The 18940-nt window shown below is 70.9% G+C and carries 23 protein-coding genes and 1 tRNA gene; 13 read left to right on the forward strand and 11 right to left on the reverse strand.

The window, feature by feature from the left end:
- Nucleotides 1-2: 2 nt before the first annotated feature.
- Nucleotides 3-998: a phosphotransferase family protein gene (locus G6N10_RS14340; protein WP_085095662.1), complete on the reverse strand. Its 996-nt coding sequence runs from the start codon at nt 996-998 to the stop codon at nt 3-5.
- Nucleotides 999-1290: 292 nt separating this feature from the next.
- Here G6N10_RS14340 and G6N10_RS14345 point away from each other — a divergent pair, with 292 nt between their 5' ends.
- The 4 genes from G6N10_RS14345 to G6N10_RS14360 all read left to right on the forward strand — a co-directional run bounded on the left by G6N10_RS14345 (nt 1291) and on the right by G6N10_RS14360 (nt 6908).
- Nucleotides 1291-1995 (forward strand): response regulator transcription factor, encoded by a 705-nt coding sequence (locus G6N10_RS14345; protein ID WP_085095533.1) that lies wholly within the window; start codon nt 1291-1293, stop codon nt 1993-1995.
- A complete protein-coding gene (locus tag G6N10_RS14350) occupies nt 1973-3538 on the forward strand; it encodes a sensor histidine kinase (RefSeq protein WP_085095531.1) in 1566 nt (521 codons plus the stop codon). The genes G6N10_RS14345 and G6N10_RS14350 overlap by 23 nt, the downstream gene beginning before the upstream one ends.
- 86 nt (nt 3539-3624) lie before the next feature.
- Nucleotides 3625-4965, forward strand: coding sequence for a bifunctional glycosyltransferase family 2/GtrA family protein (locus tag G6N10_RS14355; protein WP_085095529.1), 1341 nt, complete (start codon nt 3625-3627; stop codon nt 4963-4965).
- The gene (locus G6N10_RS14360) at nt 4962-6908 is read left to right on the forward strand and encodes an ArnT family glycosyltransferase (protein WP_163742472.1); all 1947 of its coding nucleotides are present in this window, start codon (nt 4962-4964) and stop codon (nt 6906-6908) included. Before G6N10_RS14355 ends, G6N10_RS14360 begins: the two co-directional genes overlap by 4 nt.
- Before the next feature lie 160 nt (nt 6909-7068).
- On the opposite strand, the gene G6N10_RS14365 is transcribed toward G6N10_RS14360, so the two are convergent.
- Nucleotides 7069-8319, reverse strand: a complete 1251-nt coding sequence (locus tag G6N10_RS14365; RefSeq protein WP_085093182.1) for an NAD(P)/FAD-dependent oxidoreductase — start codon at nt 8317-8319, stop codon at nt 7069-7071.
- 169 nt (nt 8320-8488) lie between these two features.
- Here G6N10_RS14365 and G6N10_RS14370 point away from each other — a divergent pair, with 169 nt between their 5' ends.
- Nucleotides 8489-9121, forward strand: a complete 633-nt coding sequence (locus G6N10_RS14370; protein ID WP_085093184.1) for a histidine phosphatase family protein — start codon at nt 8489-8491, stop codon at nt 9119-9121.
- A gap of 7 nt (nt 9122-9128) precedes the next feature.
- Here the strand turns inward: G6N10_RS14370 and G6N10_RS14375 are convergent, their stop codons facing one another.
- On the reverse strand, nt 9129-9479 hold the full coding sequence (locus G6N10_RS14375; protein WP_085093186.1) for a LapA family protein: 351 nt from the start codon (nt 9477-9479) through the stop codon (nt 9129-9131).
- Nucleotides 9480-9637: 158 nt separating this feature from the next.
- Here G6N10_RS14375 and G6N10_RS14380 point away from each other — a divergent pair, with 158 nt between their 5' ends.
- Nucleotides 9638-10237 (forward strand): putative glycolipid-binding domain-containing protein, encoded by a 600-nt coding sequence (locus G6N10_RS14380; RefSeq protein WP_085093188.1) that lies wholly within the window; start codon nt 9638-9640, stop codon nt 10235-10237.
- On the opposite strand, the gene G6N10_RS14385 is transcribed toward G6N10_RS14380, so the two are convergent.
- On the reverse strand, nt 10200-11144 hold the full coding sequence (locus G6N10_RS14385) for a prephenate dehydrogenase (RefSeq protein WP_085093320.1): 945 nt from the start codon (nt 11142-11144) through the stop codon (nt 10200-10202). The two genes, G6N10_RS14380 and G6N10_RS14385, sit on opposite strands and share 38 nt — an antisense overlap.
- Before the next feature lie 98 nt (nt 11145-11242).
- Between G6N10_RS14385 and G6N10_RS14390 the strand changes: the two genes are divergently transcribed.
- The 6 genes from G6N10_RS14390 (at nt 11243) to G6N10_RS14415 (ending at nt 15217) form a co-directional block, all read left to right on the forward strand.
- The gene (locus G6N10_RS14390; protein WP_085093190.1) at nt 11243-11731 is read left to right on the forward strand and encodes a tRNA adenosine deaminase-associated protein; all 489 of its coding nucleotides are present in this window, start codon (nt 11243-11245) and stop codon (nt 11729-11731) included.
- Nucleotides 11728-12198 carry a nucleoside deaminase gene (locus tag G6N10_RS14395; protein ID WP_085093191.1) on the forward strand — a complete coding sequence of 157 codons (471 nt, stop codon included), beginning with the start codon at nt 11728-11730 and terminating at the stop codon, nt 12196-12198. Before G6N10_RS14390 ends, G6N10_RS14395 begins: the two co-directional genes overlap by 4 nt.
- Nucleotides 12199-12231: 33 nt before the next feature.
- Nucleotides 12232-12322 (forward strand) — tRNA-Ser (locus G6N10_RS14400).
- Nucleotides 12323-12592: 270 nt separating this feature from the next.
- Nucleotides 12593-12982, forward strand: a complete 390-nt coding sequence (locus tag G6N10_RS14405; protein ID WP_163742475.1) for a hypothetical protein — start codon at nt 12593-12595, stop codon at nt 12980-12982.
- A 112-nt stretch (nt 12983-13094) separates the two neighbouring features.
- On the forward strand, nt 13095-14372 hold the full coding sequence (locus G6N10_RS14410) for a DUF4333 domain-containing protein (RefSeq protein ID WP_085093195.1): 1278 nt from the start codon (nt 13095-13097) through the stop codon (nt 14370-14372).
- Nucleotides 14373-14689: 317 nt separating this feature from the next.
- Nucleotides 14690-15217: a hypothetical protein gene (locus G6N10_RS14415; protein WP_085093197.1), complete on the forward strand. Its 528-nt coding sequence runs from the start codon at nt 14690-14692 to the stop codon at nt 15215-15217.
- On the opposite strand, the gene G6N10_RS14420 is transcribed toward G6N10_RS14415, so the two are convergent.
- The 6 genes from G6N10_RS14420 to G6N10_RS14445 all read right to left on the reverse strand — a co-directional run bounded on the left by G6N10_RS14420 (nt 15214) and on the right by G6N10_RS14445 (nt 17393).
- Complete coding sequence (locus G6N10_RS14420; RefSeq protein ID WP_163742477.1) at nt 15214-15375, reverse strand: hypothetical protein; 162 nt, start codon at nt 15373-15375, stop codon at nt 15214-15216. The two genes, G6N10_RS14415 and G6N10_RS14420, sit on opposite strands and share 4 nt — an antisense overlap.
- A 210-nt stretch (nt 15376-15585) precedes the next feature.
- Entirely contained in the window at nt 15586-15816 is a 231-nt protein-coding gene (locus G6N10_RS14425; RefSeq protein WP_085093199.1) for a hypothetical protein, read from the reverse strand.
- Entirely contained in the window at nt 15813-16145 is a 333-nt protein-coding gene (locus tag G6N10_RS14430) for a VOC family protein (RefSeq protein WP_085093201.1), read from the reverse strand. The genes G6N10_RS14425 and G6N10_RS14430 overlap by 4 nt, the downstream gene beginning before the upstream one ends.
- Nucleotides 16142-16477 carry a hypothetical protein gene (locus G6N10_RS14435; protein ID WP_085093203.1) on the reverse strand — a complete coding sequence of 112 codons (336 nt, stop codon included), beginning with the start codon at nt 16475-16477 and terminating at the stop codon, nt 16142-16144. Before G6N10_RS14435 ends, G6N10_RS14430 begins: the two co-directional genes overlap by 4 nt.
- Complete coding sequence (locus G6N10_RS14440; protein WP_085093205.1) at nt 16474-16839, reverse strand: hypothetical protein; 366 nt, start codon at nt 16837-16839, stop codon at nt 16474-16476. The genes G6N10_RS14435 and G6N10_RS14440 overlap by 4 nt, the downstream gene beginning before the upstream one ends.
- Nucleotides 16836-17393: a recombinase family protein gene (locus G6N10_RS14445; protein WP_085093207.1), complete on the reverse strand. Its 558-nt coding sequence runs from the start codon at nt 17391-17393 to the stop codon at nt 16836-16838. Before G6N10_RS14445 ends, G6N10_RS14440 begins: the two co-directional genes overlap by 4 nt.
- Before the next feature lie 209 nt (nt 17394-17602).
- On the opposite strand from G6N10_RS14445, the gene G6N10_RS14450 reads away from it, so the two are divergent.
- Complete coding sequence (locus G6N10_RS14450) at nt 17603-18181, forward strand: recombinase family protein (RefSeq protein WP_085093209.1); 579 nt, start codon at nt 17603-17605, stop codon at nt 18179-18181.
- Between the two features lie 51 nt (nt 18182-18232).
- On the opposite strand, the gene G6N10_RS14455 is transcribed toward G6N10_RS14450, so the two are convergent.
- Entirely contained in the window at nt 18233-18853 is a 621-nt protein-coding gene (locus G6N10_RS14455; RefSeq protein WP_085093210.1) for a hypothetical protein, read from the reverse strand.
- Between the last annotated feature and the right edge of the window lie 87 nt (nt 18854-18940).

The raw sequence follows: 18940 nt of genomic DNA on the forward strand, positions 1-18940 counted from the left end.
TTTCAGGGCGTGTCGATGAGCGCGGTGGCCCGGTCGATCAGGCGCAGCGTCGCCAGGTGCAGGTGATCGCCGATCTCCCGCGGGGCGAGCCCGGCCGCGGCGCGCGCGTTGGAGCCCTCCAGGATCACCCCGGCCTTGAAGCAGGCCATCACGGTGTACCAGGTCAGCGCCGACAGGTCCCGGTCGGCGTGCCGGGCGTAGTGCGCGACCAGTTCCTCGGTGGTGGGCAGGCCGGGCGCGTCCATCAGCGGGTTGCCCAGCACCGATTCCTCGCCGGGGGCGCGCCAGGTGGCCAGCATCCAGCCCAGGTCCACCAGCGGGTCCCCGATGGTGCACATCTCCCAGTCCACGATCGCGACGACCTCGGGGCCGGTGCGGGAGAACATCACGTTGGCGGCGTGATAGTCGCCGTGCATGATGCCCGGCGTCCAGTGCGCCGGGACGTTCGCCTGCAGCCAGTCGGTGACCGCGTTCAGGCCCGGAATGTCGTGGCCCGGGTAGTTCTCCAGCGCGCGGTAGCCGTCCAGCTCCGAGAGCCAGCGCGGCACCTGCCGCTCCAGGAACCCCTCGGGCTTGCCGAAGTCGGACAGTCCCGCCGCGACGTGGTCAACGGCGTGCAACCGGGCCAGCGACTCGGCCATCGACAGGCCCATCCCGTGCTGCAGCGCCGGGTTGTCGCGGTGCGGGGCGGGCAGGCCCTCGCCGGCGTTGAACCCGTCGATCGGCTCCATCAGGTAGAACACCGCGTCGCCGAGCACCGCGGTGTCCGCGCAGACGGCGATCAGCCGCGGATGCGGGACATCGGTGCCGGCCAGCGCGCCGAGCACCCGGGTCTCGCGCATCAGCACCTTGTTGCTGATCGGGCGCAGGTTCTGCGGTCCGCGGCGGAAGACGTAGTCGCGGCCGTCGCGGGTGAACCGCAGCAGAATGTTCTGGGTGCCGCCGGTGATTTCGAGCAGGTTCTCCAGCGGGCCGCTGCCCAGCCCCTGCTCGGTCATCCAGGCTGCGACTTTGCCGAGGTCCTCCACGCCGATCAACCTACCGGTGCCCGTTGCGGCCGGGGTCTGCCGACACGGCGTGCACAGATGTCCGCTGGGAGAGGAGCCAAGTGGATTATCCATCTGGCTCCTCTCCCAGCGGACATCTGTGCAGACCCGCCGCCGGCACCGGCGGCGGGAATGCGGGCCGGGGCCGGGTTTCGCACAGCGCGCGCACAGGTTCGGCCTAGGTCGGGCCCAGCCGAGGGCGAATACTGGAAGGGATATGACGCGAAGAACCGAACGAGTCGATATGCGTCGTGCCGATGGCAGCCCGATCAGCCTGCTCGTCGTCGACGACGAGGCGGTGCTCGCCGAGATGGTTTCGATGGCGCTGCGGTACGAGGGCTGGGACGTGACCACCGCCGCCGACGGCGGGTCGGCGATCAGCGCGGCCCGCAGCGCGCGGCCCGACGCCGTCGTGCTCGACGTGATGCTGCCCGACATGAGCGGCCTGGAGGTGCTGCGCCGACTGCGCGAACACATCCCCGGCCTGCCGGTGCTGCTGCTGACCGCCAAGGACGCCGTGGAGGATCGGATCGCCGGGCTGACCGCCGGCGGCGACGACTACGTCACCAAGCCGTTCTCTATCGAGGAGGTGGTGCTGCGGCTGCGGGCGCTGCTGCGGCGCACCGGGGTGACCAGCGTGGACAGCGGCGCGCAGATCGTCGTCGGTGACCTGGTGCTCGACGAGGACAGCCACGAGGTCACCCGGGCCGGCGACCCGATAACCCTGACCACCACCGAGTTCGAGCTGCTGCGCTTCATGATGCACAACGCCCGGCGGGTGCTGTCCAAGGCGCAGATCCTCGACCGGGTGTGGAGCTACGACTTCGGCGGCCGGTCCAACATCGTCGAGCTGTACATCTCCTACCTGCGCAAGAAGATCGACAACGGCCGCGAGCCGATGATCCACACCCTGCGGGGGGCCGGATATGTGCTCAAGCCGGCCGGCTGAGCACCGCGGCCGGTGGTGGCCGGGCGGCTGGTCGCTGCGCACTCGGCTGCTGTTCGGCCAGGTCGGGCTGCTGGCCCTGGTGTGCCTCGGGATCGGCCTGGGCGCCGAGCTGGCGCTGCGCGGCTACCTGCTGCACCAGCTCGACGGGCAGGTCCACGAGGTGGCCCGGCGTTCGGCGGTGCTGTCCGGGCTGCCGCCGCCCCGGCCGGCGATGGCCCGCGAACTCGGCCAGCATCCCGGGCCCGGCCCGGCGTTTCTGGACGCCCCGGGCCAGCCGATCGGCGTGGTCGCGGCCGTCGTCGATGACCGCCCCGGGTCGATTCGGCTGCTCAGCGCCGGAAAACTGACCCGAAACGGCGAGCGCATCGGGCTGAGCCCGGCCGCCCAGGACCAGCTGCTGCAGTTCGCGCTCGAGTCGGAGCCGCCGCCCCCGCCCCCGCCCGGCGCGGGTCGCGACGGCCGGCCCGAACCGGGGCGCCGGCCCGTCACCGTCGACCTTGACGGGGTGGGCAGCTATCGGCTGAGCACCGAGCACGACCGGTTCGGCCGGCTCACCGTCTCGGGCCTGCCGACCGCCGGGCTGGACGCCACCCTGCTGCGGGTGCTGTGGACCCTGGTGGTGCTGTCCGGGGTCGCGCTGCTGATCGCCAGCGTGCTGGGGGTGCTGATCACCCGGCGCGCGCTGGCGCCGCTGACCCGGGTGGCGGCCACCGCCAGGCGGGTCGCCGGCCTGCCGCTGGACCGCGGCGAGGTGGAACTGCCGGTCCGGGTCCCCGAACGCGACGCCGACCCCCGCACCGAGGTCGGCCAGATGGGCTCGGCGCTCAACCGGATGCTCGAACACATCGCCGCCGCGCTGTCCACCCGCCAGGCCAGCGAGACCAGGGTGCGCACCTTCGTCGCCGACGCCAGCCACGAGCTGCGCACCCCGCTGGCCGCGATCCGCGGCTACACCGAGCTGGCCCGGCGCCGCGACGACGAGCTGCCGCCGGAGGTCGCGCACGCCCTGGGCCGGGTGGCCTCGGAATCCGACCGGATGACCCACCTGGTGGAGGACCTGCTGCTGTTGGCCCGGCTGGATTCCGGCCGCCCGCTGGAACGCGACGAGGTGGACCTGTCGCACCTGGCCGTCGACGCGGTCTCCGACGCGCACGTCGCCGGCCCCGAGCACGTCTGGAAGCTGGAGCTGTCGGCCGAACCGGTGCTGGTCACCGGCGATGCGATGCGGCTGCAGCAGGTGCTGGGCAATCTGCTGACCAACGCCCGGCTGCACACCCCGGCCGGCACCACGGTGCGGCTCGCGCTGGCCCGAGATGATCGGGGTGCGGTGCTGACCGTCGCCGACGACGGCCCGGGGATCCCCGCCGAACTGCAGCCGGAGGTGTTCGAGCGGTTCTCGCGCGGTGACTCGTCACGGTCGCGGCGCGACGGCGGCACCGGGCTGGGCCTGGCGATCGTCGCGGCGGTGGTGCGCGCCCACCACGGCGGCATCGAGCTGAACAGCGCGTCCGGGTCCACCGAGTTCGTCATTCGGCTGCCGTAGACCGCCGGGGCACAGCGGCCGGGAGTCACAGCCGGCGCATAGCAAGCGCCCACACCGGCCCCACCTCGCCGCCCGAGGATCAACGCATGACCGCGCTCCTGGACAACACCGCCACCCCCGCGGGTGCGCCGGCCGCCGCCCGGCCGGACACGAACACCGCCCGGCCGAACACGAACACCGTCCGGCCGAACACCGTCCGGCCGAACGCGGCCCGACTGGCCGCCGAGAGCGGCGTGCCGGTGCTCGACGTGGTGGTGCCGGTGCACAACGAGCAGGCCGCGCTGGCCGACTCGGTGCGACGGCTGCACCGTTACCTGGACCGCCAGCTCGGCTTCAGCTACCGGATCACCATCGCGGACAACGCCAGCGTCGACGACACCGCGCGGATCGCCCGCGGCCTGGCCGCCGAACTCCCCGAGGTGCGCGTCGTGCGGCTGGAGCAGAAGGGCCGCGGCCGCGCCCTGCACACGGTGTGGGAGGACTCCGACGCCCCGGTGCTGGCCTACATGGACGTCGACCTGTCCACCGACCTGGCCGCGCTGCTGCCGCTGGTGGCCCCGCTGATCTCCGGGCATTCCGACATCGCCATCGGCACCCGGCTGGCCCGGGCCGCCCGAGTGGTCCGCGGACCCAAGCGCGAGTTCATCTCCCGCTGCTACAACCTGATCCTGCGCGGCGCACTGTCGGCCAAGTTCTCCGACGCGCAGTGCGGGTTCAAGGCGATTCGCGCCGACGTCGCGCACGCCCTGCTGCCGCTGGTGCGCGACACCGGCTGGTTCTTCGACACCGAACTGCTGGTGCTGGCCGAACGCAGCGGGCTGCGCATCCACGAGGTTCCGGTGGACTGGGTCGACGACCCGGACAGTCGCGTCGACATCGTCGCCACCGCCGTCGCGGACCTGCGGGGTGTGGCCCGGCTGCTGGCCGGCTTCGCCACCGGGCAGATCCCGGTCGCCGCGATCGCCGCGCAGTTCGGCGCCGGTGGGGGCGCCGCCGAGCTGGCCGGCGGGCAGCGTTCGCTGCTGCGCCAGGGCGTGCACTTCGCCGCGGTCGGGGTGCTGAGCACGATCGCCTACCTGCTGCTGTTCCTGGCGCTGCGCGGTGGGCTTGGGCCGCAGGGCGCGAACCTGGTCGCGCTGTTGGTCACCGCGATCGGCAACACCGCCGCCAACCGCCGGTTCACCTTCGGGGTGCGCGGCCGGGGGCGGGCGGTCCGCCATCACTTCGAGGGCCTGCTGGTGTTCGGCGTCGGACTGGGCCTGACCAGCGGGGCGCTGGCGCTGCTGCACGCCGCGACCGAGCCGCCGCGGGCCGTCGAGCTCGCCGTGCTGGTGGCGGCGAACCTGCTGGCCACCGCGGCGCGGTTTGTGTTGTTGCGCGGCTGGGTGTTTCACCCCGGCCGCACCCAGACGGGCCAGCCGCGATGACCGTCATTGACCGGGTGCCGCACACCGAGCCGAGGTCGCCGGGTGCCGGTGCGCGGCCGCGCTGGGAGCGTCCGGCGCTGGCGGTGCTGCTGGTGCTGACCGCCGGGCTGTATCTCTACGCGCTCGGGTCGCTGGGCTGGGCAAACCAGTTCTATGCCGCCGCCGTCCAGGCCGGCACCCAGGACCTCAAGGCCTGGCTGTTCGGTTCGCTGGACGCCGGCAACGCGATCACCGTCGACAAGCCGCCCGCCGCGATCTGGGTGATGGCCGCCGCCGGACGGATCTTCGGGTTCAACCCGTGGAGCATGCTCATCCCGCAGGCGCTGATGGGCGTCGGCGCGGTCGCGCTGCTGTATGCCGCGGTGCGCCGCACCAGTGGACCGGCCGCCGGTCTGCTGGCCGGCGCCGTTCTGGCGGCCACCCCGGTCGCCGCGTTGATGTTCCGCTTCAACAACCCCGACGCCCTGCTGGTGCTGCTGCTGGTCGCCGCGGCCTACGCTATCGTGCGGTCCCTCGAAGGCCAGACGACCCGCTGGGTCGCGCTGGCCGGGGTGGCGCTGGGCTTCGCGTTTCTGACCAAGCTGCTGCAGGCGCTGGTGGTGACCCCGGCGCTGGCGCTGGTGGTGCTGGTCGCCGCGGCCGGGACGTGCTGGGCGCGGATCCGGGCGCTGCTAGCCGGGCTGGCCGCGATGATCGCCTCGGCCGGCTGGTACGTCGCGCTGGTCGACCTGTGGCCGGCCGATGCCCGCCCGTACATCGGCGGGTCCACCGACAACAGCCTGCTGCAGTTGGCGCTCGGGTACAACGGCCTGGGCCGGGTGCTCGGCGGTCAGGGCAACCCCACTCACGGCGCCGGGCCGGGACCGGGCGGTCCCGGCGGCGGCATGTTCGGCGGCGATCCCGGGTTGACCCGGTTGTTCCGCGATGCGATGGGCACCGAGATCTTCTGGCTGTTGCCGGCCGCGCTGATCGGGCTGGCGGCGGGGCTGTGGCTGGTCCGGCGTGCCGCCCGCACCGATGCGACCCGGGCGGCGCTGCTGCTGTGGGGCGGCTGGACGGTGATCACGGCGCTGGTGTTCAGCTACATGAAGGGCATCATGCACCCGTACTACACGGTGGCCCTGGCCCCCGGGGTGGCCGGCGTGCTCGCCGTATCGGTGACCGAATTATGGTGTCGCCGAACACGTTTGGGCCCTCGCCTGGTGCTGGCCGCGATGCTGGCTGCCACCGGGGCGACGGCCTTCGTGCTGTTGGGCCGCACCCCGGACTGGCTGCCCGGGCTGCGCTGGGTGCTGTTGGCCGGAGCCCTGGCGGTGGCGGTGGGTCTGGCGTTGCGGGCCGGCGGGGCGGGGCGGTTGAGCGCCGGGCTGGCGGTGGCCGCGGTGGTGCTGGGTCTGGCCGCACCCGCGGCCTACACCGTGGCGACCGTCGCGCAGGGCTCCGCCGGTGGCCCGATCCCGACGTCGGGTCCGGGCCGGCACCACGGCGGCCCGGACTTCGGCACGGCCGCCACCCCGACCCTGGACGCCATGCTGACCGCGACCGACAACCGGTGGGCGGCGGCGGCGGTCGGCTCGCACACTGCCGGCGACCTGGAGCTCAAGACCGGGACCTCGGTGATGGCGATCGGCGGGTTCATGGGCGGCGACGAGTCGCCGACGCTGGAGCAGTTCCGGCGCTACGTCGACGAGGGGCAGGTGCGCTACTTCGTCATCGGGCACGGACCCGGCGGCCGCGGACCGGGAGCGCCGGGCGGACCGGGTGCGCCGGGCGGACCGGATGCGACAGGCGGGCCAGGCGGGCCGGGCAGGCCGGGCGGGCCGGGCGGGTCGGGCGGGTTCGGGCCGAGCGCCGACAGCGCCGGAAACCAGATCACCGAGTGGGTCAAAGCCAACTTCACCGCCGCGACCGTCGACGGGCTGACCGTCTACGACCTCGGCTGAGGACTTTCACCCCCGGATTACCCGCGCCCGTGCGGCCGGGGCGGGGAACGGCGTGCACAGATGTCCGCTGGGAGCGCCGCCAAGTGGATTATCCATCTGGCTCCTCTCCCAGCGGACATCTGTGCAGACCCGCCGCCGGCACCGGCGGCGCGAGGGGTTCTTACGAGCCGGATTGCGCGGCCTTGACCAGGTCCGCCACCGCCACCGCCGGATCGGCCAGCACCGCGGGGTCGACGGTCGCCTTGGCCCCGATCAGCGCCTTGATGTCGTCGAGGCCCTCCCAGATGTTGACGTTCATCCCGGCCAGCACCCGGTTGTCGTCGTCGAGCCAGAACGCGGTGAACGCGCGGCCCGCGACGTCGCCGCGGAACACCACCCGGGCGTAGTCCGGCGCGTGCCCGACGTACTCCATGCCCAGGTCGTATTGGTCGGTGAAGAAGTACGGCAGCGCGGTGTACTCGGCCGGTTCGCCGAGCATTCCGGCGGCGGCCACCGCGGGCTGGTTGAGCGCATTGGCCCAGTGCTCGGTGCGGATCCGGGCGCCAAGCAGCGGATGCTCGGCGGCGGCGATGTCGCCGACGGCGAAGATGTTCGGGTCGCTGCTGCGCAGCGCGGCGTCCACCAGCACCCCGCCCTCGCCGATCGCCAGGCCGGCGGCCTCGGCCAGCTCGATGTTCGGCTGCGCGCCGACGGCAACCAGCACCGCGTCGGCGGTGATCGTCGACCCGTCGGCCAGCCGCAGCCCGGTGGCGGCTCCATCTGCGGTGCTGATCTCGGCGACCCCGGCACCCAGTCGCAGGTCGACGTCGTGCTCGCGGTGCAACCGGGCGAACACCTCGCCGATCTCGCTGCCCAGGGATCGCTGCAGCGGCACCTCGGCGCCCTCGACCACGTGCACCGCCAGCCCGCGCCCGCGGGCGGTGGCGGTGACCTCCAGCCCGATCCAGCCGGCGCCGATCACCGCCAGCGAGCCGGCGTCCTTGAACAGCAGGTCCAGGGCCACCGCGTCGTCGATGCTGCGCAGGTAGTGCACGCCGGTGGCATCGGCGCCGGGCAGCGGCAGCCGCCGTGAGCGGGAGCCGGTGGCCAGCAGCAGCTTGTCGTAGCCGAGGGTGCTGCCGTCGGCGAGGGTGACGGTGCGCGCGGCGGGGTCGATCGACGCGGCGGGTGTGCCCAGTCGCAGCTCGACGTTGTGGTCGGCGTACCAGCCGGCGGGCTGCACGGTGAAGTCGGCGAGGGTCTTGGCGCCGGCCAAAAAGTCCTTGGACAGCGGCGGGCGTTCGTACGGCAGGTGGTGCTCGTCGCCGATCACCACGAGCCGGCCGTCGAAGCCGCGCTCGCGCAGCGCCTGCACGGCCTTGGCGCCGGCCAGGCCGGCTCCGACGATGACGAAGGTCTGGGAATCGGCCATGATCAGTACTCCTTCGGTGCTCGCACCTCTTGCATTACGCAACAGTTGCGCCCGGGGGCTTTGTTCCCGGCTCGGCGCGGCGGCCGACGGGCATTCCGGCTGCTCCGGTGGTACCCGGGGCGCGGGCCGCCCAAACGCCGGCCCGAACCCCGGACACTAGAGTTTTGGCGTGCAACTGCTGCTGATCCGCCACGCCCTGCCCAACCGCAGTGAGTCGGGCCAGGGGTCGGACCCGGACCTGTCGACGATGGGTCTGGAGCAGGCCGGCCGGCTGCCCGCCGCGCTGCAGCGGTACCCGATCAGCCGGATCGTCACCAGCCCGCAGCGGCGGGCCATCGCGACGGCCGGACCGCTGGCCGCCGCCCGCGGCCTGGACGTCGAGATTGACCCGCGGCTGGCCGAGTACGACCGCGACCTCACCGAGTACCTGCCGGTCGAGCAGCTGCGCACCGAACGCCCCGAGCAGTGGGCCCGGATGGCCGCCGGCCTGCTGCCCGACGGCGTCGACGAGGCGGAGTTCCTCGGCCGGGTCTCCGATGCGGTCACCGACCTGGTGGCCGCCGCCGGCCACGACGACACCGTCGCGGTGGTCAGCCACGGCGGGGTGATCAACGCGCTGCTGCACCGGTCGCTGGGCACCCGGCGGATCTTGTCGTTCGCCGTCGACTACACCTCGGTGACCCGGCTGTACTACTCGCGCAGCGGGAACCCGGCGGTCATCGCGGTCAACACCACCGAGCACGTTTGGGACCTGCTGCCGCACCGCCAGGCCCGACCGGCCGCCGACGGGGCCGGCCGCTGAGGCGTCGTCAGCCCTTGAGTTTTTGGATGTCCCGCTTGGCCGAGCGGCGGACCTGAACGATCCGGACCGCACCGACCGCCACGGTGATCAGGCCGCCGGCCACCGCGGCGAACAGCGTCGCCACCCCCAGCGGCAGCTGCCAGTGCCAGCCGAGGAATTGGAACGGGGTCTGCGCGGTGTTCTGCGCGATGAAGATCAGCAGCACGATCAGGATCAGGAAGCCCAGGATCAGCGCCGTCCAGAGCGCGGCGGCCCGGGTGAACCTGCTGGACTCCAGCGTGCCCGCAGCCCGGGGCGCGGCCGGCGGGGTCGACGACGCGCCGTCGCGGGCCTTGGGCGGGTGTTCCTCGCTGCTCATGGTGTCATTTTGCCCCGGCGGGTCCGCCGCGCGCGCGGGGGACGGGGTGAACCGGAACCGGAACGTTACGTTCGGCGCTGGTCGGGGCCGGTGCGGGCTTCGTCTCTATTTCCGCCAGCGGGGCACCAGAACCGGTGCCGTTCCCTTACGGTGGAACCGTGACGGGTACAGCGGAAAACGAGCAGCAGAGCCCCTGGCCGGCGATCCTGACCTGGCGTGCCCACGATGCCCGCCGGATGGAATCGGTGCGGGTGCAGCTGTCGGGAAACCGGCTGAAGGCCTACGGCCGGATCGTCTCCGCGCACACCGACACCGCGCCGGCCTTCTCCGCGTCCTACGACCTGGTCACCGACGAGTCCGGTGCCACCAAGCGACTGTCCATGACGGTCACCCTCGGCGAGCGGGAGCGGCAGCTTTCGATCGCGCGCGACGAGGAGAACATGTGGCTGGTGCAGGCGCCGTCCGGGCAGACCTCCCGGGTCGGCTTTGACGGGGCGCTGGACGTCGACGTGGTGTTCAGCCCGTTCTTCAACGCGCTGCCGATCCGTCGCACCGGCCTGCACCGTCGCACCGAATCGCTGACCCTGCCGGTGGTCTACGTCTGGCTGCCCGAACTGGAGGTCAAGCCCGCGACGCTGAGCTACGCCAGCCGCGGCGACGGCGGCATCGACCTGACCTCGCCGGTCGCCGAGACCCGGATCACCGTCGACGACGGCGGTTTCATCGAGGATTATCCGGGCCTGGCAGAGCGGATCTGATCACCGCCCCACCCCGCCCGGCGGACGCCAGCGCGGCCCGCCAATCGGGTTCGCCGACGGTGACGGTCAACAGATCGGGCCGCGGGAAGTTTTCGTAGCGCACCCGCGCGGCGTGCCCGGCCTCCACCAGCTCGGCCACCGAGCCGTGCTCGGCCAGCGCGTCCCGGGCGCCGGTCAGCAGTTTTATGCTGCGGTCCAGCATGTCCCGCAGGTTGCCGGCGTTGGCCTCGCACATCGCCCGGACCAGATCCGGGGCGGTGGCCGCGACCCGGGTGCCGTCCCGGAACGATCCGGCCGCCAGCGCAAACGCCAGCGGCACCTCGCCCGCGGTGTCGGCCAGCGCCTCGGCCAGCAGGTGCGGCAGGTGCGAGATCGCGGCGGCCGCGGTGTCGTGCTCGTCGGAGCGGGCCGGCACCACCACCGACCCGCAGTCCAGCGCCAGCCGCATCACCGACATCCACACCCCGGCGTCGACGTGCTCGTCTACGGCGACCACCCACGGCGCGCCGGCGAACAGCCGGGCGTCGCCGGCCTCCCAGCCGGAGTGCGCGGTGCCGGTCATCGGGTGCCCGCCGACGAACCGGTCGCGCAGCCCGGCCGCGGTGACCGCGTCGAGCACCGCGCCCTTGACGCTGGTCACGTCGGTCAGGGCGCAGCCCGGTGCGGTCTCGGCGATTCGGGCCAGGAGGGCGGGCAGCGCCGGCATCGGGACGGCGAGCACGATCAGCGCGTCCTCGGCGGCGGCGCGGGTCAGCACCGCGGTCAGGTCGTCGTCGGCGTCGAAGCCGGCCGCGGTGGCGGCGCGGACGCTCTCGGTGCCGCGGTTGTAGCCGAAGGCGCGGTATCCGGCGGCGGTGGCCGCGCGCAGCAGGGAGCCGCCGATCAGGCCGAGGCCGAGAACGCAGATCGGGGTCCGGTCAGGGGTGGGTGACACGGTTTCAAGGTTGACACATCCGCCGACGGCCCGCTGGTGGAGCGACCGGTGGCGGACTACCGTAGGCGCCCATGGGTACACAGCCGGAGGGCCATGCGGTCTCAGTGGTGCAGGTCGACGGCAAGTGGCGCTGCGCCCCGTTGTCGGACCGGGCGCTGAGTGACCTGTCCGCAGCCGAGACGGAGCTGCGCGAACTGCGCGCGGCCGGTGCGGTCTTCGGCCTGCTCGACATCGACCACGAGTTCTTCGTGATCATCCGGCCGGGCCCGACCGGCCCGCGGCTGCTGCTCTCGGATGCGACCGCGGCGCTGGACTACGACCTGGCCGCCGAGGTGCTCGAGCGGCTCGACGCCGACATCGACGACGAGGACCTGGAGGACTCCGACCCGTTCGAGGAGGGCGACGTGGGGGTGCTCGCCGACCTGGGCCTGCCGGCCGGGGTGCTTGGGGTGATCCTGGCCGACACCGATCTCTACGCCGACGAACAGCTGACCCGCATCGCCGAGGAGCTGGGCTTCCTCGACGAGTTCTCGGCGGTGCTGGACAAGCTCGACTCGTGACCGGGCCGGCGCCGGGTGATGAGGCGCTGATCCGGGCGGCGCTGGCGGCCGCGGCGGCGGCCGGTCCCGACGACGTGCCGATCGGCGCGGTCGTCGTCGACGCCGACGGGGTGGAGCTGGCCCGGGCCGCCAACGCCCGCGAGGAGCTGGGGGATCCCACCGCGCACGCCGAGATCCTGGCGCTGCGGGCGGCCGCGGCCGTCCACGGCGACGGCTGGCGGCTGGCGGGCGCGACGCTGGCGGTGACCGTCGAACCGTGCACGATGTGCGCCGGGGCGCTGGTCGCCGCGCGGGTGCACCGGGTGGTGTTCGGGGCCTGGGAACCCAAGACCGGAGCGGTCGGCTCGCTGTGGGATGTGGTGCGCGACCGGCGGCTGACGCACCGCCCGCAGGTCCGCGGCGGGGTGCTGGAGGCGCAGTGCGCGGCGCTGCTGACGGAGTTCTTTGCCGCGCACCGCGACGATTAGGGCCAGCGCCGCGGTGCCGGTAGACTGCCACGCGGTGGCGTGTCCGAGCGGCCTAAGGAGCACGCCTCGAAAGCGTGTGTGGGGTAACCCCCCACCGAGGGTTCAAATCCCTCCGCCACCGCCAGAAACCCCGCACCTGCCTGCGCAGGTCGCGGGGTTTTTTGCGTGATCGGGACGGGGTGCGGGGGAGTGTCACGACTGGGGTCGCGGCGGGCCCGAATTGTCACGAGATGTCACAACTCCACGGAACTGTGGAGACTCGGGGGACGTGACGGGAAAAGTTCCGGTCAGTGGTGTCACGTACATGAGATAGCGTCATATTTCTGATAGGAACTTCCAAGTTTCGGGACATGGTGGGGACGTGACGCGTATGGCGAGAAGGCTGTCGACGGTCGTGGCCGCAGCGGTGGTGGCGCTCGCGGGGACGGTGGCCGCGGCTCCGACTGCAGAGGCGGCGACCTACTACGGCGCAGTCGTCTACAAATGGACCAAGGACGGTGGGTACACGACAGGCCGATTCGTGAACTACTCGTCGAGCGCGGATCTGGTCTTGGACATCCAGAAGAGCTGGCCCGGGGCGGGGTACGTGACCTTCTCGTCGGGACGCTGCGGGGCGCTGGCCTACTACGAGTACACGACGATCGCGGGGACCAGCAAGCAGCGCGGTATCACCAGGGCGACGGGACGCTCGGCGGACGCCGCCAGCTCAGCAGCTATGGACGAAGCTCGTTCCAGTTCGTTCAACGGCCACGTCAAACTCCTGCGGTACCAGTGCCAGGGCTAGCCGAGATGAGGCCGACAGTTAACGAGCGCCACCCCGCCAGGACTCCCCAGTGACCGCGCCGTCACACGCCGCTCGTCCCTCTCCCTGGACGCCCAGGGCGTGGTACTTCGGCGTGATCGTCGTGGGAGTCCTGATCCTGCTGGCGCTCGTCGTTGACCGGAGACAGTGCTACCCCCCTGGTGGTTCGCTGACGAATTTCCTGACCACGCCGACTACCATCTCCGCGCCGACCACCATCTCCACGCCGCCGACTCCGCAGACCGAGTGGCCGAGTGCTCCAGCGATGGTCACGCCGCTGCCTGGCAAAGCGGACGATCCGTTCATCGACTGGTGCCGTCGAACCTATCGGGACTCCAAGACTGAGCGGATTCAGTGCTACATGGACAAGGGGCTGATCGAGACCCCTGTCGGATGGCCGGAGTGGACCCGGCAGACGCAATCCGCGCAGTCCTCCTATACGAGTGCGACCTCCAGCGTCAGCGCTGCGAACTCCTCGAACAGGGCGTCGTACGACGCCAGCGTCAAGGCCGCGCAGGAGCAGTGCGCCAGCACGAAGGGCTTTGCCAGCGTCGCGCTCTGGTTGGCCGCAGTCCTCGCAGCGCTGGTCACGGTTTTCCTGTGGTACAGGCGTTTCCGCGCGAAGCGCACCGACAGGGGCAGGACGCCCGTCCCCGACCCCGAGCGAACAGAGGAGATTGTCCGACCGCGGGCGGCGCCAGAGGGGTTTAGCACCGCCCACTATGACCCCGAGCGAACCGAGGAGATCGTCCGACCCCAGCCCGCCCGTCCGCCGCGTTCCATCCCGAAGCTGCCGAGAGGCGTCGGTGACGGGCTCGTCTCACGCGCCAAGAATGTGCGATTGCCGAAGGCGCCTAAGCTGTCGAGCCGAGGGGGAGAGGGGTCCGTCTCAAGAGCCAAGGATGTGAGACTGCCCAGCGAGTTCGCCTCACGGGCCAAGAATGTGCGACTGCCGAGTGGGCTCGTTTCGCGTCTCAAGGACGTGAAGCTCCCGACTGGACTCGCCTCGCGCCTGAAGAATGTGCGGCTGCCGAAGAACCGCAAACTGCTCATCGGCGTGGGCGGTGGAATCGCCGCACTCGTCGTGCTCATCGTGATCGTGACTGCGTTCTCTGGGGGGAACGACGCCCTATCGAAACGAGACTTGGAAGCGCAGATCAGGTCAGTCGCCGCGTTCACCTGGGGGTCGGGTACGACCGTCAAATGCAATGGAGGTTTGCCCAACGAGGTTGGGGCAACGCAGACGTGCACTGCGGTGAGCGCGGACGGGGATAGGCGGGAGACCGTCAGGGTCAAGGTGATCGAGGTGAACACCAGCGGCGTGCCTAACTGGTGCACGCTGAACAGCCGAACGAACGAATGCAGTTACTAGCCCTCACCCCGACGCCCTACCGTCGACCCATGAACCCCTGCGAGTTCCACTGAACCCCTGCGAGTTCCACGGGATCGCCGCCGATGGCCGCGAGGTCGGCTGGTCGTACGGCGACTGGTGGGGCGACCGCGAGCTGCGGTGGAAGGCCCACACGATCCGGGGCGATGATCGAACGCTGCGCGGAACCGCTGCGGCCATCGCGGCTGCGGTCGGCGAAGGCGGTCACGTCAGCGAGTCCGTCACCGCGTTGCTGGCCGACAACGGGACATGACGGATCGCCGCCAGGCCGTGTCGTGCGGACGCCCTACGGTCGACCCGTGAGCACCGATCCCGACGACGACGCAACCTGGTGGGCGGCGCAACCCGATGTCGGGCCGTACTACATGGACGTGGGCGACGCCGCCGGGTGGTCATCGGAGAGCGGGTGGTTCGATCCCATCGACGCCGAACTCGACCAGATGGGGTTGCTCGGCGACGATCAGCTCGACCTCTCGACCCGACTCCACTGGGTTTCACCGCTCTCGACGGGGAGGCCCTGGGTTTCACCGCTCACGGAGCCGCCAGGGTGCATGATCCTGTTCGCCGGTGAGCGCGCCGGGGACAACCTGGCATGGATGCACGGCGGTCTGGCGGTCGGCGAAGCGGGCGGTTGGTGGGTCGGAGATGAGGAGTTGATCGAGGTCGCACGACGGATTCGGGCACGCATCCCCGACGATCTGTGCGCGGTCGCGTTCGTCATCAGCATGATTTGCGAAACGACGGACGACACGACCTCGCTGTTCGCCGATGAGTACCGCTCGATCCACGGCACACCCGACGGCGCGGTGACATTCTTGGAGTCCTAACCTCGCCCGCCGGGTAGTCCAAGCACCACGGCCACCTGATCGAGGTCGTGCCGGAGCGCGGCCACCTCCACTCGATTCAGCAGCAGGCGCGTCACGCCGACGCGGATCTCCACCACGTCGGCGCCGATGGTCTCGGCGGTGACTGGCCGTGCATCCATGATCCGATTCTCCCTCCTCGCGCGGCACCAGGGAGCCCCGTATCTCTCCCCACGAGCCACCCCTCTCCCCGAGACCCGATACATGGATCGTGCGAGCGTCGGCCTCGATGAGAGAACCGGCGAGTGCCTGTGCTCCAGCTCCCTCTACTGCGTACCGTGCGCCGATCACCGCTGGAATGGTGTGTGGCGAGTGGTACGGAGCTACACCGCTCAGCCCTGGATGAACGACTCGCCCGCGTAGATTCCAGCCCAGCGTCCGTCGGGCTGGGTGACGGCCAGCATGACGCCGCCTGGTGAGAGCGGGTGCTCGGTGATCACTCCGCGAACCACCGCGCCGTTCGCGGTGACGTAGATCGCCGGGGTGCCGATGAGCCGACGGCGGTAGCTGCGGCTGACCGCCAGGAGTTCGCCGTCGATGGTGACCTCTCGCGCGGCGGTCATGTGGCGATCCTCTGCGCGATCAACACCCGATTCCCGTCGGGGTCGCTGGCCGCGATCACCTTGCCGCTGAGTCCTTCGACGGGTTCCCACGGGACGCCGAGCGCACCGAACGCGGCGGTCACCGCGCCGAGTGAGGGCACGGTCAGGCTGAGTGCCGTGCGGGTCGTCGGCCACCGCTCCGACGATGGGTGAAGGCCGATCACGACGGGGCCGATGCCGCCGTGGAGATCGGAGTCGAAGGTGATGCCCAACGCGGAGTAGAAGGCGACTGACGCGGGCACGTCGGAGACAAACAACGTCACGGCCAGGAGTTCGGGTTCGGTGTTCATCGCTGCGACGGTGAGCCCAGCAGCGGATCGCCTGCCCGCCAGCGTGTGAGGAACGAAATGCGGTGCCTCATGTCCCGCAACGTCAACACGTCGTCGGCGGTGAGCGAGCACTCGGCGGCGGTCTTCGGATCGTCGTTGACGATGCCCTTCACGATGCGCTCGGCGGTCACGAGGTACTCGTGGAGAACCTGATCGGAGGCAAGCAACTTGTCGCTCTGCACCCGCAGCAGGATCAGCTCGACGCGACCGAGCCGGATCGGCGGTTCGTCTCCGATCTGCACAGTGAACCCGTCGCCGTCGGGGGCGACGTTGACGTCGCGGATGATGCTCACGGTTGGTCCTCCATGTCGGGGCCGATCATCGCTGGAACCAGCGTCACGCGCAGCTCGCCCTCGGGACACGCCAGCACGGCCCAGGGGCGCCGCGCGAGCTGGCGCTCGATCTCGTGGATGATCTGCGCCGCGTGACGACCGTCCGGCTCGTCCACGCGCAGATACGCGGCCACGGCCAGCAGCAGGCCGAGCGACAATCGCGGCCCAGCGTCGCCCTCGCGCGGTGCGTCGAGGAAAGTGCCGCCTTCGGTTCGCACCTCGCCAGTGCCCCGCAGCGTCAGGGTCACCTCGCACCAGAGCGATGGCACGGGTTCTGGTGTCGGCGCGTTGTGTCGGTAGGCCGTGGTGTCGTAGGCGGTCACGCTGCGTCCTCCTTCAAGGATCGGTACAGGGTGCTCCGCGCGACACCGAGCGTCGCCGCGACGTCGGCCACGCGGTGCCCGCCAGAGACCAGAGTCCGCGCCTGCGCGAGTTGGTCAGCCGACAATGCCGTCGGACGGCCAAGTCGTGCGCCCCGGGCCTTGGCGGCTTCGAGTCCGGCGGCGGTGCGCTCACGGATCAGTTCGCGTTCGAACTCGCCGAGCGCTCCGAACACCGCCAGCACCATGCGGCCCGACGCGGAGCCAGTGTCGATGGACTCCGTGAGCGACCGCAGATGGACGCCGCGCTCGGCCAGCAGCGCCACCAGGTCTAGCAGGTTGCGGAGGCTGCGCGCGAGGCGGTCGAGTCTCCACACGACGAGGGTGTCACCGCTGCGCAGCGTGTCCAGGCAGCGGTCGAGTTCGGGCCGACTCGCCACCGACCCGCTCACGCCGTGATCGACGTAAACACGTTGGGCTCCAGCCGATTCCAGCGCCCGCAGTTGCAGCGCGGGGTCTTGATCCACCGTCGAGACGCGGGCGTATCCGATCAACATTGCTGCAGCATCCCGGAAAGGTCGGACATCCTCAATATGAGATTCCGTCATATCGGACAGGGTTTCGGGACTGGGTGACCTGGGCGAACGCGGCGGACAGTGAGAGTCGTTGTGCGGTAGCGGAAGTATTCGTTTCTCGGACAGCAGGTTGACTACCGTGGGTTCTCGCTCCGAGGCCGATTCATCGACCTGGCACCTAGATTTGACACATGCGAACAGCGGCCTACGTGAGAGTGTCCACGGCCAACCAGACCGTCGAGCAGCAGCGTGACCAGATCCGCGCAGCGGGATACAAGCCCGCTTGCGTGTTCAAGGACAACGCCAGCGGCGCCGCTGGTTCGCCGCGCCCTGGGTGGGATGCGTGCCTTGGTTGGCTTCAGCCCGGCGACCGCCTGGTGGTCGCCGCCGTGGATCGCCTCGGGCGCTCCGTCCACGAGGTGACGAGTGCGCTGCACAGTCTGTCCGAGCGCGGCGTGGTCGTCCACAGCGTGCGCGAGAACGTGGACACGTCAACGGCTATGGGCAAGGTGATGATCGGGATGCTCGCCAGCGTCGCCGCCTTGGAACTGGAACTCGGGCGGGAGCGCCGGGCCGCGTCCAGGAGCGCCCGCGTGGCGCGGGGGCTGCCCGCGACATGCCCACCCAAACTCAGCGCCGACCAGCAGGCCGAGCTGGTCAAGCTCTACCACGGCGGCACGTCGGTCTCCGACCTCGCAGAGCGGTTCGAGGTGTCGCGCCGTTCGGTGTTCCGCTATGTCCGTCAAGCGAAGCAACGTCTCGTCGCCTGATCGACTCTCAGGGCACCGTGGCCCGTGCTGGACAGAGCGGGGCGTGGTGCGTCACTGTGGCGCCACGAGGTGGAGCTTGGCCTTGAATTGCGGACACTCCAGCACCGCCCACGGCTGCCGCGCGAGCTGCGGGTTCACCTTCTCGGAGACCGCGAGGCACACGGGGTCGGACGGCTCGTCCAACCCCAAAGCCTCAGCGAGATCGAAAATCCCGCACAGGAGCTGCGGGAACGGCTCGCCGGGGTGCAGATAACCACCGACCGCTGTTCGCGTATGACCATCGGTGGTGACGGTGACGCGGCACCACACCCAGCCGTCGTCATCGGTGTAGGGCTCGGGGTCGTAGTCCTCGGGCTCGTCGGGCTCCGGCTCGTCGTCGGCTAGCCGCTCGATCTTCTGCACCGTGCTGCTCAACCTGGTCTGCACCGCGTCATACGTCCAGTCCCACTCCAGATAGAAGCTCTGACCCACCTTCGGCCAGGCCCCGATGTTCCAGATGCGCTGCGGTTGGCCGTCGCCGATGAACTGGCCGCGGCCCGCTCCGGGGATGCGGGTGTAGGTCATCCGATCCAAGTCCCAGATGTGCTGGCTCCCGCGCGTCGTGACGAGCCAGCGCCCGCCCATGCCAGGGCCGAGTTCGGTGACAGTTTCGGGCGTGCCTTCGGTGCTCATGGGTCGACGCTACGGCGTCGGTCGGACACTGGCGACGCCGAGAAATCACGTCCCACCAGCGACGCGGGACGTGACAATTCGGGGCTC

The organism is Mycolicibacterium fallax, assembly GCF_010726955.1.
Taxonomy (GTDB): Bacteria; Actinomycetota; Actinomycetes; order Mycobacteriales; family Mycobacteriaceae; genus Mycobacterium; species Mycobacterium fallax.

Excerpts from the sequence above, each read along its gene's own strand:
- G6N10_RS14340 (WP_085095662.1), bottom strand. The coding sequence starts at position 998 with ATGACCGAGCAGGGGCTGGGCAGCGGCCCGCTGGAGAACCTGCTCGAA.
- G6N10_RS14345 (WP_085095533.1), top strand. The coding sequence starts at position 1,291 with ATGCGTCGTGCCGATGGCAGCCCGATCAGCCTGCTCGTCGTCGACGAC.
- G6N10_RS14350 (WP_085095531.1), top strand. The coding sequence starts at position 1,973 with ATGTGCTCAAGCCGGCCGGCTGAGCACCGCGGCCGGTGGTGGCCGGGC.
- G6N10_RS14355 (WP_085095529.1), top strand. The coding sequence starts at position 3,625 with ATGACCGCGCTCCTGGACAACACCGCCACCCCCGCGGGTGCGCCGGCC.
- G6N10_RS14360 (WP_163742472.1), top strand. The coding sequence starts at position 4,962 with ATGACCGTCATTGACCGGGTGCCGCACACCGAGCCGAGGTCGCCGGGT.
- G6N10_RS14365 (WP_085093182.1), bottom strand. The coding sequence starts at position 8,319 with ATGGCCGATTCCCAGACCTTCGTCATCGTCGGAGCCGGCCTGGCCGGC.
- G6N10_RS14375 (WP_085093186.1), bottom strand. The coding sequence starts at position 9,479 with ATGAGCAGCGAGGAACACCCGCCCAAGGCCCGCGACGGCGCGTCGTCG.
- G6N10_RS14390 (WP_085093190.1), top strand. The coding sequence starts at position 11,243 with ATGGGTACACAGCCGGAGGGCCATGCGGTCTCAGTGGTGCAGGTCGAC.
- G6N10_RS14420 (WP_163742477.1), bottom strand. The coding sequence starts at position 15,375 with ATGGATGCACGGCCAGTCACCGCCGAGACCATCGGCGCCGACGTGGTG.
- G6N10_RS14425 (WP_085093199.1), bottom strand. The coding sequence starts at position 15,816 with ATGACCGCCGCGCGAGAGGTCACCATCGACGGCGAACTCCTGGCGGTC.
- G6N10_RS14430 (WP_085093201.1), bottom strand. The coding sequence starts at position 16,145 with ATGAACACCGAACCCGAACTCCTGGCCGTGACGTTGTTTGTCTCCGAC.
- G6N10_RS14445 (WP_085093207.1), bottom strand. The coding sequence starts at position 17,393 with ATGTTGATCGGATACGCCCGCGTCTCGACGGTGGATCAAGACCCCGCG.
- G6N10_RS14450 (WP_085093209.1), top strand. The coding sequence starts at position 17,603 with ATGCGAACAGCGGCCTACGTGAGAGTGTCCACGGCCAACCAGACCGTC.
- G6N10_RS14455 (WP_085093210.1), bottom strand. The coding sequence starts at position 18,853 with ATGAGCACCGAAGGCACGCCCGAAACTGTCACCGAACTCGGCCCTGGC.